Source organism: Streptomyces sp. NPDC036813 (genome assembly GCF_055609245.1).
The window spans coordinates 55,149-67,861 of the sequence record NZ_JBVJPV010000009.1; the positions used below are offsets into that span (position 1 = coordinate 55,149).

12 protein-coding genes are annotated in these 12,713 nt (G+C 72.1%); 3 read left to right on the plus strand and 9 right to left on the minus strand.

Annotation, left to right across the window (positions count from 1 at the left end):
- Both ACZ67Q_RS19715 and ACZ67Q_RS19720 read right to left on the minus strand, forming a co-directional pair.
- Nucleotides 1–339 carry a P-II family nitrogen regulator gene (locus ACZ67Q_RS19715; protein ID WP_471183589.1) on the minus strand — a complete coding sequence of 113 codons (339 nt, stop codon included), beginning with the start codon at nt 337–339 and terminating at the stop codon, nt 1–3.
- Nucleotides 336–1,646 (minus strand): ammonium transporter, encoded by a 1,311-nt coding sequence (locus ACZ67Q_RS19720; RefSeq protein ID WP_471183592.1) that lies wholly within the window; start codon nt 1,644–1,646, stop codon nt 336–338. The genes ACZ67Q_RS19715 and ACZ67Q_RS19720 overlap by 4 nt, the downstream gene beginning before the upstream one ends.
- 175 nt (nt 1,647–1,821) lie before the next feature.
- On the opposite strand from ACZ67Q_RS19720, the gene era reads away from it, so the two are divergent.
- Nucleotides 1,822–2,775: a GTPase Era gene (gene era / locus ACZ67Q_RS19725; RefSeq protein ID WP_471183595.1), complete on the plus strand. Its 954-nt coding sequence runs from the start codon at nt 1,822–1,824 to the stop codon at nt 2,773–2,775.
- A 79-nt stretch (nt 2,776–2,854) separates the two neighbouring features.
- Here the strand turns inward: era and ACZ67Q_RS19730 are convergent, their stop codons facing one another.
- The 3 genes from ACZ67Q_RS19730 to ACZ67Q_RS19740 all read right to left on the minus strand — a co-directional run bounded on the left by ACZ67Q_RS19730 (nt 2,855) and on the right by ACZ67Q_RS19740 (nt 5,648).
- Nucleotides 2,855–4,159 carry a GH1 family beta-glucosidase gene (locus ACZ67Q_RS19730; RefSeq protein ID WP_471183597.1) on the minus strand — a complete coding sequence of 435 codons (1,305 nt, stop codon included), beginning with the start codon at nt 4,157–4,159 and terminating at the stop codon, nt 2,855–2,857.
- 58 nt (nt 4,160–4,217) lie between these two features.
- On the minus strand, nt 4,218–4,484 hold the full coding sequence (locus ACZ67Q_RS19735; RefSeq protein ID WP_471183600.1) for a protealysin inhibitor emfourin: 267 nt from the start codon (nt 4,482–4,484) through the stop codon (nt 4,218–4,220).
- An 81-nt stretch (nt 4,485–4,565) separates the two neighbouring features.
- Nucleotides 4,566–5,648, minus strand: coding sequence for a M4 family metallopeptidase (locus ACZ67Q_RS19740; protein WP_471183602.1), 1,083 nt, complete (start codon nt 5,646–5,648; stop codon nt 4,566–4,568).
- A gap of 373 nt (nt 5,649–6,021) precedes the next feature.
- Here ACZ67Q_RS19740 and leuA point away from each other — a divergent pair, with 373 nt between their 5' ends.
- Together leuA and ACZ67Q_RS19750 are read left to right on the plus strand one after the other, a co-directional pair.
- Nucleotides 6,022–7,743, plus strand: a complete 1,722-nt coding sequence (leuA, locus tag ACZ67Q_RS19745) for a 2-isopropylmalate synthase (RefSeq protein WP_471183605.1) — start codon at nt 6,022–6,024, stop codon at nt 7,741–7,743.
- A gap of 185 nt (nt 7,744–7,928) precedes the next feature.
- A complete protein-coding gene (locus tag ACZ67Q_RS19750; protein WP_471183607.1) occupies nt 7,929–8,627 on the plus strand; it encodes a tellurite resistance TerB family protein in 699 nt (232 codons plus the stop codon).
- An 18-nt stretch (nt 8,628–8,645) separates the two neighbouring features.
- On the opposite strand, the gene ACZ67Q_RS19755 is transcribed toward ACZ67Q_RS19750, so the two are convergent.
- The 4 genes from ACZ67Q_RS19755 to ACZ67Q_RS19770 form a co-directional block, all read right to left on the minus strand.
- Nucleotides 8,646–9,572 (minus strand): dihydrodipicolinate synthase family protein, encoded by a 927-nt coding sequence (locus ACZ67Q_RS19755; protein WP_471183610.1) that lies wholly within the window; start codon nt 9,570–9,572, stop codon nt 8,646–8,648.
- An 82-nt stretch (nt 9,573–9,654) separates the two neighbouring features.
- Nucleotides 9,655–10,593, minus strand: a complete 939-nt coding sequence (locus ACZ67Q_RS19760) for a hypothetical protein (RefSeq protein ID WP_471183612.1) — start codon at nt 10,591–10,593, stop codon at nt 9,655–9,657.
- Nucleotides 10,590–11,117, minus strand: coding sequence for a SigE family RNA polymerase sigma factor (locus ACZ67Q_RS19765; protein ID WP_471183614.1), 528 nt, complete (start codon nt 11,115–11,117; stop codon nt 10,590–10,592). Before ACZ67Q_RS19765 ends, ACZ67Q_RS19760 begins: the two co-directional genes overlap by 4 nt.
- A gap of 102 nt (nt 11,118–11,219) precedes the next feature.
- Entirely contained in the window at nt 11,220–12,710 is a 1,491-nt protein-coding gene (locus ACZ67Q_RS19770) for an alpha/beta hydrolase (RefSeq protein ID WP_471183616.1), read from the minus strand.
- Nucleotides 12,711–12,713 lie beyond the last annotated feature (3 nt).

The following is a 12,713-nucleotide window of genomic DNA, read 5'->3' on the forward strand; positions in this document are numbered from 1 at the left end:
CTACAGGGCGTCGGGTCCGCGCTCGCCGGTGCGGACCCGGACGACCGTGTCGACGGGCAGCGACCACACCTTGCCGTCGCCGATCTTGCCGGTCTGCGCGGCCTTCACGATCGCGTCGATGACGTCCTCTGCCAGCGCGTCCTCGACGACGACCTCGATACGGACCTTGGGCACCAGGTCGACCTGGTACTCGGCGCCCCGGTACACCTCGGTGTGCCCGCGCTGGCGGCCGTAGCCGCTCGCCTCGCTCACGGTCAGGCCCTGGATGCCCAGCTCCTGGAGCGCGGTCTTGACCTCGTCGAGGCGGTAGGGCTTGACGATCGCGGTGATGAGCTTCATGCCTGGGAGGTGACCTTCTGGGCGGTGGAGACGAGCGAGTGGGCGACCGGGGCGCCGTGGCCCAGGACGCCGTGATCGTATGCCGTCTCCGCGTGCACCGTAAGGTCCAGGCCCGTGTGCTCCTGCTCCTCGCTCGCCCGCAGGCCCATGACCTTGTCGAGCGCCCTGCCGAGGCCGTACGTCACCGCGAAGGCGTATCCCGCCACGACGGCCACCGCGACCAGCTGCTTGCCGAGCAGGGCGAGCCCGCCGCCGTAGAGCAGTCCCTCGACGCCGCCGGTCATCGCCTTCTCGGCGAACAGGCCGATCATCAGGGTGCCGATGACCCCGCCCACCAGGTGGACGCCGACGACGTCCAGGGAGTCGTCGTAGTTCAGCTTGAACTTCCAGCTCACCGCGTAGGAGCAGACCACGCCGGCGGCGAGGCCCACGACGAGCGAGCCGAGCAGCGACACCGTGCCGCAGGACGGGGTGATCGCGACCAGACCGGCGACCGCGCCGGAGGCGGCACCCAGCGTGGTCGGGTGGCCGTCGCGCCGCTGCTCGACGAAGAGCCAGCCGAGCAGGCCGGTGCAGCCGGCGGCGAGGGTGTTCAGGAACGCGGCGGCGGCCAGGCCGCTCGCGCCGAGCGCGCTGCCGGCGTTGAAGCCGAACCAGCCGAACCAGAGCAGACCGGCGCCGAGGACCACCATGGGCAGGTTGTGCGGCCGCATCGCGTCCTTCTTGAAGCCCAGACGCGGCCCCAGGACCAGGCACAGGGCGAGGCCGGAGGCGCCGGAGGTGATCTCCACGGGGAGACCGCCGGCGAAGTCGAGGGCGCCGAGTTCGTGCCCGATCCAGCCGCCCGGGCCCCACACCCAGTGAGTGACGGGAACGTATACGAGCAGCGCCCACAGCGGCACGAAGACCAGCCAGGCGCTGAACTTCGTCCGGTCCGCGACCGCGCCGCTGATCAGCGCGGCCGTGATGATCGCGAAGGTGAGCTGGAAGGTGGCGAAGAGCACGGTGGGGACGGTGCCGTGGACGCTGTCCGGGCCGAGGCCGCGCATGCCGGCCTGTCCGAGCCCGCCGATGAGCCCGCCGAAGGCGTCGTCGCCGAAGGCCAGCGAGTAGCCGGCCGCCAGCCAGACCACGGTGACCAGGGCGATCGACACGAAGCTCATCATCAGCATGTTGAGGACGCTCTTCGCGCGGACCATGCCGCCGTAGAACAGGGCCAGGCCCGGGGTCATCAGCAGGACGAGGGCGGTCGCGGCGAGCAGCCAGGCGGTGTCGCCGGTGTCGACGTGCGCGGCGGCGAGAGTCACGGGCGTCTCCAACGGTGTGGGGGCTGCGACAGAGGTTCACCCGTGTGCGTTTCCGGGCGCGTACGGGTGTGTTTCCGCCACGTTTCATTGCCTGAGCGTTACCGGAAGCTCACGGTGGGGTGGGGGCTCGTGGACGCGTACGGCGGGGGCTCGTGGATCAGGGACAATGAACGCCATGAGCGTTCGTACCCAGTCATCCGAGCAGCCGGGCGACAGCGTCCACCGCGCCGGCTTCGCCTGCTTCGTGGGCCGCCCCAACGCGGGCAAGTCCACCCTCACGAACGCTTTGGTGGGGCAGAAGGTGGCGATCACAGCGGACCAGCCCCAGACGACGCGGCACACGGTACGAGGGATCGTGCACCGGCCGGACGCCCAGCTGATCCTGGTGGACACCCCCGGGCTGCACAAGCCGCGCACGCTGCTGGGCGAGCGGCTCAACGACGTCGTCCGCACGACGTGGGCCGAGGTCGACGTGATCGGCTTCTGTCTGCCGGCGAACGAGAAGATCGGCCCCGGTGACCGCTTCATCGCCAAGGAGCTGGCGGGGATCAAGAAGTCCCCCAAGGTCGCGATCGTCACCAAGACCGACCTGGTCGACTCCAAGGCCCTCGCGGAGCAGCTGATCGCGATCGACCAGCTGGGCCGGGAGCTGGGCATCGAGTGGGCGGAGATCGTGCCGGTCTCGGCGACCGCGGGCAAGCAGGTGGACCTGCTGGCCGACCTGCTGATCCCCCTGCTGCCGAAGGGCCCGGCGCTCTATCCCGAGGGTGACCTGACGGACGAGCCCGAGCAGGTGATGGTCGCCGAGCTGATCCGCGAGGCGGCGCTGGAGGGCGTCCGCGACGAGCTGCCGCACTCCATCGCGGTGGTCGTGGAGGAGATGCTCCCGCGCGAGGACCGCCCCGCGGACCGGCCGCTGCTGGACATCCACGCCAACGTCTACATCGAGCGGCCCAGCCAGAAGGGGATCATCATCGGCCCCAAGGGCAAGCGGCTGAAGGAGGTCGGGATCAAGTCCCGCCGCCAGATCGAGGCGCTGCTGGGCACACCGGTCTACCTCGACCTGCACGTGAAGGTCGCGAAGGACTGGCAGCGCGACCCGAAGCAGCTCCGCAAGCTGGGCTTCTGACGCCGCTCGCCGCCCCGAGGCGCGGCCTTCCGGTCGCCGCCTCGGTCCCCGGTCTTCCGGTCGCCGCGAGGCCCGGCCTTCAGCGCTGGGCCCGCAGCAGCTCCCGGTACCAGGCATAGGACGCCTTGGGGGTCCGCAGCTGGGTGGCGTAGTCCACGTGGACCAGACCGAAGCGGCGGGCGTAGCCCTCGGCCCACTCGAAGTTGTCCAGCAGCGACCAGACGAAGTAGCCGCGGACGTCGACCCCGGCGTCAAGGGCCGCGTGCAGGGCCCGGACATGGGCGTCCAGGTAGGCGACGCGGTCCTGGTCGTCGACGCCTTCGTAGCTGCAGCCGTTCTCGGTGATGACGACCGGGGGCAGCCGTGCGCCGTAGCGGTCGCGGAAGGCCGTGAGGAGCTCCGTCAGCGCCTCCGGCACCACCGGCCAGCCGAAGTCGGTGACCGGGACGCCCTCGATCCGCCGGACGGAGAAGGGCAGTTCGGCCGGGAGCGGCACCCCGCCGAACTCGTCGTCCGTGCCCTGCGGGGCGCCCACCTTCGTCGGGGCGTAGTAGTTGACGCCGTAGAAGTCGAGCGGCTCGGCGATCACCTTCAGGTCCGCCTCGACGTCCCCGGGCATCAGCTCGGCCAGCCCCTGCGGGTAGGTGCCGAGCAGGAGGGGGTCGGCGAAGAGGCGGTTGAGGAGTACGTCGTAGAGGTCCGCCGCCTCCCGGTCGGGCCCCGCCGGGGACGCCGGCCAGGTCGGTCCGTGCGAGTTGGCGATGCCGACGGACGCCGCGCCGGACGCCCGCAACGCCCGGGCCGCGAGGCCGTGGGCGAGGAGCTGGTGGTGGGCGACCGGCAGCGCGTCGAACAGCAGCTGCCTGCCGGGGGCGTGCACTCCGAGTGCGTGGCCCAGCAGCGTGTGCTCGGCCGGTTCGTTGAGGGTGATCCACTGGTGCACGCGGTCACCCAGGCGGTCGGCGACCGTCGTGACGTACTCGGCGAAACGGTGCGCCGTGTCCCGCTCGAGCCACTCCAGGTCCACGGGCAGGTCCCAGTGGAAGAGGGTCGGCACCGGGCGGACGCCCGCCGTGCACAGTTCGTCCACCAGGCGGTCGTAGAAGTCGAGGCCGCCGGGCGAGGCCACCCGGGGCCAGGAGATCGAGAAGCGGTACGCGTCCACGCCGAGGCCGGCCAGCAGCGCCACGTCCTCGCGGTAGCGGTGGTAGTGGTCGCAGGCCACCGCGGCCGTCGAGCCGTCCTTCACCCGGCCCGGCTCGGCCGTGAACGCGTCCCAGACGGAGGGGGCGCGTTCGTCGACGGCCCCCTCGATCTGGTGGGCCGAGGTGGACACGCCCCACAGGAAGCCGGGCGGGAACTGCGGCATCGGATCCGTCGCCATGGGCGGATCATCCGTACCGGCGGTAACCCGCGTCAACACCCCTGCGCGACAAGGGCGTTCACGCGCCCTCCTTCAGCACCCGCGAGATCAGCGTGCGCTGCTCCTCGGTGAGGTGGGGATCGGCGGCGTACACCGTCGCCCCGTCCACCGTGATCCGGTAGCCGAAGCCGTCGGGCACCCCGGCCGGCGGGGTGGACCGGCCCGCCGTCAGGGCCCGCTCGGCCAGGGTGTGCCACTCGGCCGCGTCGGGGCGGCCCGCGGTGTCCACCTCGCCGTGCCGCTCGATGCCCGCGAAACCGCCCGTGCGCCGTACTTCGATCCGCATGGGTGACTGTCTAGTACGGATCCACGGCGCCCGCACCCAGAACGGGCCAGGCGCCCGGGCCCGGTCCGGCGGCGCAACGGATCACAGCGTCCGCACCCCGACCTGTTCCCACGCCTTCTGCACGGCCTGAAGCTCGTCCCCGGCGCCGTAGCGCTCACGGGCCGCCTTCACGGTCAGCGTGGCGAAGTCGGCGAACAGGGCGTCCTCCCTCAGCTCGCCGCCGGTGAGCACGTCGTACCAGACCTGGCCGGCCTTCTCCCAGGCGTGACCGCCGAGCGCCGTGGCGACCAGGTAGAAGGCATGGTTCGGGATGCCGGAGTTGATGTGCACCCCGCCGTTGTCCCGGCCGGTGCGCACATAGCCGTCCATCGTGGCCGGCTGCGGGTCCTTGCCGAGGACGTCGTCGTCGTACGCCGTGCCCGGGGCCTTCATCGAGCGCAGGGCCACCCCCGTGACGCGCGGGGCGAGCAGGCCGGCGCCGATCAGCCAGTCGGCCTCGGCGGCGGTCTGGCCGAGCGAGTACTGCTTGATCAGCGAGCCGAAGACATCCGAGAGCGACTCGTTCAGCGCGCCGGACTGCCCGAAGTACTCCAGGTTCGCGGTGTGCTGCGTGACGCCGTGGGTCAGCTCGTGACCGATGACGTCGACCGGGATGGTGAAGTCCAGGAAGATCTCGTTGTCGCCGTCGCCGAAGACCATCTGCTCGCCGTTCCAGAAGGCGTTGTCGTAGTCCTCGTCGTAGTGCACGGTGGCGTCCAGCGGCAGCCCGTTGCCGTCGATGGAGTGGCGGCCGTACGCCTTCAGATACAGCTCGAAGGTGGCGCCGAGGCCCGCGTAGGCGCGGTTGACGGTGGCGTCGGAGCCGGGCTCGGCGCCCTCCTCGCGGACCTTCGTGCCGGGCAGGTCCTGGCGGTGCCCGGCGTCGTAGATGGTGCGGTGCGGCTGGTCGGCCGGGGCTCCGGGCGGTGCGGCGACGGCCGGCGCGCCGATCACGGTGGTCAGGCGCCGCTGGGTGCGCTCGTAGGCGTCGCGCTGCAGGGAGCGGCGGGCCGGTCCGGAGAGCGCGGGGTCCCCGTGGCGGGCGAGGTGGTCGAGGATGTGCGGCGGGACGATCGTGCAGAACACGGGCTGGTGGCTGGGCTGGTGGCCCCCGTGAGTCGTCATGCACGGCACCTTTGCACTGCGTGATGACCGTGTCACTACCTGCCACCATGATTGGTGAAATACCGGGACAGCGGACGCCGGGTGCTGTCACGCTGTGCTACGGCGGTGCGGCGTCGCGTGCGGGGGATGTGGTGCAGCGCACTTTTTGTCCTATTTATGGCGCCGATCCCGCATACTGGGACAGGCCTCTCGTCCCCGGGGTGGCTCGGCTAGGCTGCGGAGCATCATGCGTTTCGGGCTGCTTCTTCTTAGCTGCCGCGGCGAGGGCCTGTAGGAAAAGGCCGACTCCCTCCCCGCGGAGCTTGGCGTTGCGTCGTCGGCCGTCCTTCCGGACACCGGGACTTTCCCGCACACCTCAGGAGCCCACGCGATCATGGCGAACCGCCAGCAGCCCAGCCCGATGCCGATCCACAAGTACCGCGGTTACGAGCAGGTCGAGATCCCCGACCGCACCTGGCCCGAGAAGCGGATCACCGCAGCGCCCCGGTGGCTGTCCACCGACCTGCGCGACGGCAACCAGTCCCTGATCGACCCGATGTCGCCCGAGCGCAAGCGCCGGATGTTCGACCAGCTGGTCAGGATGGGCTACAAGGAGATCGAGGTCGGCTTCCCCGCCTCCGGCCAGACCGACTTCGACTTCGTGCGCTCGATCATCGAGGAAGAGGGCGCGATCCCCGACGACGTCACGATCTCCGTACTGACCCAGGCCCGCGAGGACCTGATCGAGCGGACCGTGGAGTCGCTGAAGGGCGCCAAGCGCGCGACCGTCCACCTGTACAACGCCACGGCCCCGGTCTTCCGCCGGGTGGTCTTCCGCGGCTCCAAGGACGACATCAAGCAGATCGCCGTCGACGGCACCCGCCTGGTGATGGAGTACGCCGAGAAGCTGCTGGGCCCGGAGACCGAGTTCGGCTACCAGTACAGCCCCGAGATCTTCACCGACACCGAGCTGGACTTCGCCCTGGAGGTCTGCGAGGCGGTCATGGACGTCTACCAGCCGGGCCCGGGCCGCGAGATCATCCTCAACCTGCCCGCCACCGTGGAGCGTTCGACGCCGTCCACGCACGCGGACCGCTTCGAGTGGATGCACCGCAACCTGACCCGCCGCGAGTACGTCTGCCTGTCCGTCCACCCGCACAACGACCGCGGCACGGCCGTGGCGGCGGCCGAGCTGGCCGTGATGGCCGGCGCCGACCGCGTCGAGGGCTGCCTGTTCGGGCAGGGCGAGCGCACCGGCAACGTCGACCTGGTCACCCTGGGCATGAACCTGTTCTCCCAGGGCGTCGACCCGCAGATCGACTTCTCCGACATCGACGAGATCCGTCGTACGTGGGAGTACTGCAACCAGATGGAGGTCCACCCGCGCCACCCGTACGTGGGCGACCTGGTCTACACGTCCTTCTCCGGCTCCCACCAGGACGCCATCAAGAAGGGCTTCGACGCCATGGAGGCCGACGCCAAGGCCAAGGGCGTCACCGTCGACGACATCGAGTGGGCCGTGCCGTACCTGCCCATCGACCCCAAGGACGTGGGGCGTTCGTACGAGGCGGTCATCCGCGTCAACTCGCAGTCCGGCAAGGGCGGTATCTCCTACGTCCTGAAGAACGACCACAAGCTGGACCTGCCGCGCCGGATGCAGATCGAGTTCTCCCGGATCATCCAGGCGAAGACGGATGCCGAGGGCGGCGAGATCACGCCGAAGGAGATCTGGGCGGTCTTCCAGGACGAGTACCTGCCGAACCCGGAGAACCCCTGGGGCCGCATCCAGGTCAGGACCGGCCAGTCGACCACCGACACCGACGGCGTGGACACGCTCACGGTCGAGGCGACGGTCGACGGCGTCGACACCGTCCTGACCGGCTCCGGCAACGGTCCGATCTCGGCCTTCTTCAACGCCCTGGAGGGCCTGGGCCTGGACGTACGCCTGCTGGACTACCAGGAGCACACGATGAGCGAGGGTGCCTCCGCGCAGGCCGCCTCCTACATCGAATGCGCGATCGGTGACAAGGTCCTGTGGGGGATCGGCATCGACGCGAACACGACGCGTGCGTCGCTGAAGGCGGTCGTATCCGCCGTCAACCGCGCCGCTCGCTGATCCTCCTCACCGGGAGTTTTCGGGCCCCGACCGCCGGGAACGGCGGCCGGGGCCCCGTCGTTTTCGCGCCAACTCGCCTCGAGGTCACGGAAAGGTCTCGTCCGGGGTGCTGACTCCGCCTCATGGATGTGGCTAACATCACGCAAGCGCTCGGCGATGTTGCCGTGGGGTTACGGAGGTGCGACGTGCTGCCAGTTCGGGGACACAACGGCCATGCCGGCGCTTTGGCGCGCATCCTGGGCACGCGCATCGCCTGGACGCCCGTCGGCGACGGGGAGTTCTTCTGCCCCGGCTGCGGCGGCGACCGCAACTACCAGCGCCTGACCGGCCGGCGCCGGCTCACCCTGCTCGGTCTGCCCGTCCTGCCGCGCGGCGCGTCCGGGCCGGTCGTCGAGTGCGCCGCCTGCCACCGCCACTTCGGCACGGACGTCCTCGACCACCCCACCACGACCCGCTTCTCCGCGATGCTGCGCGACGCCGTGCACACCGTCGCCGTCGCCGTGCTCTGCGCGGGCGGCACCTCCTCCCGCACGGCGCTGGAGACCGCCGCGATCGCCGTGCGCGCCGCAGGTTTCCCGGACTGCACCGAGGAACAGCTCGCCGCGCTCGTCGAGGCGGTCGAAGAGGACACCGGCCGGGTCCACCCCGACCGTTCCGGCACCGCCGGACTCGGCATAGAGCTGCACGAGGCCCTCGACCCGCTCGCCCCGCACCTTGCCTGCGTCGGCCGCGAGTCGATCCTGCTCACCGGCGCCCGTATCGCGCTGGCCGACGGCTCCTACACCCCGGCCGAGCGCGAGACCCTCGCGACGGTGGGTGCCGCGCTGACCCTGTGCACGCAGGACGTCACCCGCCTGCTGGAGGAGGCGCGCACGCCGTCCTGACCGGTCCGGGGGCAGGGCTCAGAGCAGCCCCGCCGCCATCAGGTGCCGTTCCACCGTCCGCACCTCCGGCGGGGACAGCGGGATCTGGGGTTCGGCCGTCGCCGGGCAGGCGATCACACCGCGCAGATGCAGGGCCGTCTTGAAGGCGCCCAGGGCCGAGGAACCGGCCCCCATGCGCGTCGGGTCGCCTGCGCGGACCAGGCCGAACAGGGCGGCGAGGCGCTCCTGTTCCAGCCGGGCCCGCTCCCGGTCACCGGCCCGGCACAGCCGGTCCAGGCGGACATAGCCGTGCGGGTCGACGTTGGCGAGCCCCGGGACCGCGCCGTGCGCGCCCAGGGCCAGCGCGGCGTCGACGAGCAGCTCCGAGCCGGTGAGCAGGCTGAAGCCGGGGTGGGCGCGGGCGCCGACGGCGATCTCCCGGAAGCCGGCCAGGTCGCCGCTGGAGTCCTTCAGCCCCGTCAGTACCCCGTCGGCGGCCAGCCGCAGGACGACGTCGGCGGGCGGCCGGCCCGGAACGGACACCGGGATGTCGTACGCCAGGACCGGGACCGGGCTGCCCGCTGCGACGGCCCGGTAATGGCGCTCGATCTCCGCCGGGTGGGTGCGGGCGTAGAACGGGGCGGTGACCACGACCGCGTCCGCGCCCGCCGCCACCACCGCGTCCACCTGGTCCAGCACCCGCGCCGTCGTCATGTCGATCGCCCCGGCCAGCACCGGCAGCTGTCCGCCCACGTGCCCCACGACGCTCCGGACGACCAGCCGCCGCTGCCGGTCCGTCAGATACGCGGCCTCCGACGTCGAGCCGAGCACGAACAGCGCGTGCACCCCGCCCGCCACCAGATGGTCGACCAGCCGCAGCAGCGAGTCGACGTCCACCTCCCGCTCCTCGGTCAGCGGCGTGCACACCGGCGGGATCACACCGGTCAGCGGGGCGGGCACGGTCATCTGCGGCTCCCAAAGACGCTGCGGCGGACGAGGCCGCGGGGCGCGACCTCGTCTCCTCGCGCCCGACCGTACCGGGGCAGGACTACGGCAGCGTCTTCTCGTACGTCGGGTCGCGGTCCGAGTCGTAGACGAGCTTGCCGGCGGTGTCGTAGCCCTTGACGTGCGGGGCCTCGGTGACCTGGCGGTGCAGCGTGCCCGAGGCCACGAACCAGCCGTGGTCCAGCACGGCCTCGCTCGTGCCACCGCCGTACGACACCGTCACCCGGGCCACCGACGGCTTCGCCGTGCCGATGAAGCCCCAACGGAAGGGCAGCTTCCAGTGGCCCTTGTCGAGGAAGGACTGCTGATACAGCTTGCCGCCGTTCATGTCGGCCGACACGGGCGCGGAGTCGTCCGCGCCGACACCGCCGCCGCTGCTGTTCAGGCCCTGCACCTCACCGCCCTTGACGGTGCAGATCAGCCGGGTCTGCCGGGGCTCGTCCTTGACGGCGACGACGAACATCCCGTCGCCCGGAGTGTTGGAGTCCCCTGTGGCGTGCATCGCCAGGATGATCCGGTAGTCGGCGGCCTTCCCCAGGTCGGGGTTGCGCGCCGGACCGCGCAGGTCCTTGTTGCTCTCCCGGTCGTACGCGAGGCACTTCTCCAGCCCGTCCTCGGCCTGCGCGAACGTGACCCCGTCCAGCAGCTGCCGCCCCGGATCGGCGGGCTCCGCCGGCCCCGACGGCGTCGGCGACAGGGCCGGCACCGGGCTCGCCGAGGCGGTGACGGACGGCCGCGGCGCCGCCGTGTCCGCCTTCCCCGAGCCGTCGCCGCCCAGCGCGTACGCGCCCACCGGCAGCACCGTCAGCACCACCAGCGCCGCCCCGGCCGCCGCCACCCGGCGCCGCCGCTCCACCGCGCCCTGCCGCCGGATCTGCGGATACGGCGCCGGCACCGGACGGATCTGGTAGGCGTCCTGCGACATCAGCTGCCGCAGCCGCTCCTCGAACGCGCCGTCCCGCTCGCGCTGTTCCCCGCTCACCTGCCGCCTCCTCGCCCGCCGGATCCGCCGGCCAACTCCATCAGCCCCGGATACTCACGCAACTTCGCCAGTCCCTTGGACGCCTGGCTCTTGACCGTGCCCGGCGAGCAGCCGAGCACCTCGGCCACCTCCGCCTCCGGCAGGTCCTCCCAGTACCGCATGACGACCACCGCCCGCTGCCGGGGCGGCAGTTGCGCCAGCGCCGTCATCAGCGCACCCCGCTCGTCGGACCACGCCACGTCGTCCCGCCCCGCCCGCTCGGGCGGCGCCGACGTCAGCGACTCGGCCACCCGCCGTTTGCGGAAGCGGTCGCTGTTGCAGCTGACGAGCATCCGGCGGACGTACGCCTCCGGGTTGTCGCTGCGCGCCACGCGCCGCCACGACCGGTACGCCTTCGCCAGTGCCGTCTGCGTCAGATCCTCGGCGTGGTGTGCGTCGCCGGTGAGCAGATAGGCGGTCCGCACCAGGTGCGACCATCTGGCGGAGACGAACTCGTGGAACCGGTCTTCCAGTTCGGCCTGCATCAAGCACCCTCCTCGCCCCCCAGACCACCGAACGCGCGGATTCGGTTGCCCGGGCGACGAAAAACCTTCGGCGGCGGCGCACGTCGCCGGCCGGGCGGGCGCTCAGCGGCAGTACACGTCGCCGTCCGGGCGCTCACCCGTCGCCAGGAAGCGGGAGACCGTGTCGTCGCCGCACGCGTTGCCGTTGGCGAGGTAGGCGTCGTGGCCCGTCGAGTTCACGGTGACCATGACCGCGCGCCGGCCCAGCGCCTCGCGGAGCTTGCGCGCCCCGGCGAGCGGGGCGGCCACGTCCCGTTCGTTCTGCACGAGCAGGACGTTCGACGGCCCCCGGTCGGTGATCCGCACCGGCGCCTGCCGCGGCGGGTACGGCCACGCGGCGCAGAGCATCGCGTTGCGCGGCATGCCCGCGGTCAGCGGGTACGCCTTGCGGCTCAGGTCGACGTCCTTGCGGTAGACCGCGGGGTCCGACGGCCATGCCACGTCGTTGCACATGGTGGCGGCGCCCACCGCGGCCACGTTCTGCAGCACCGCCTCCGGCGGTCCGGCCGGCGCCGGCGGCAGCGTGCCCTCGCGGGCGGCGGTCATCAGCCGCGCCAGGTCGTCGAACCGGTCGGGGTCGTACAGGCTGTCCAGCATCGTCTGGCGCAGCACGTTGCCGTTCAGCTCCGGCGGGTTGGCGCCGGGCCAGGGGACCGGCCGGCGGTCCAGCTCGGCGGCCAGCCGCAGGAACTCCTGGCGTACCCCCTGCGGTGTGTCCGCGACCCGGTAGGGGTGGCCCGGCGCCGAGACCCGCTTCGCGAACTCGGGGAACACGTCCTCCACGCCCTGCTCGTGCGCGGCCAGCCAGGCCCGCGCGACCCGGGCGGGATCGGGGTTGTCGTTGCTGTCCAGCACGATCCGGTCGGTGCGCCGCGGGAACAACTGGCTGTAGACCGCCCCGGCATACGTCCCGTACGACACCCCCCATGCCGAGAGGCGCCGCTCGCCCAGCGCGGCCCGGATGCGGTCGATGTCCCGGGCCTCGTCGGCGGTGCTGAGGTGCCGCAGCAGCTCACCGCCGTTGCGGGCGCAGGCGTCGGCCATGCGGCGGGCGGTGACCATGTTCCCGTCGATCGAGCCGTCCGGGGCCGGCCAGGGCCGCAGCCGGGAGAGGGCCAGGTCGGCGTGGTCGAGTCCGCAGTCGACAGCGGTGGAGGGAGCCGTCCCGCGCGGCGCGAACCCGACGAGGTCGTAGGCGTCGCGGATCTTCTGCGGCAGCTTCCGCCCCTTGCCCGAGGGATCGTTCAGGCTCGAGCCGCCCGGCCCGCCGGGGATCATCAGCAGCACACCGCGCCGCGCCCCGGGCTTCTCGCTGCGCACCCGGGAGACGGCGAGGTCGATCGCCGGGCCGCCCGGGCGGCTGTGGTCCAGCGGGACGGCGAGGGTCGCGCACTCCTGCCGCGAGCCGGGCGCGGCCCCCGGGCACGGCCCCCAGGCGAGGGCCGCGCGGCCGGCGGGCGCGGCGGTGGCGGCCGTCGCGGTGAGCGGCGCGGCGAGGGACAGCAGGACGGCGGAGGCGGCGGCGAGCGCGGCAGCGCGCTTGATCGATGTCATGCC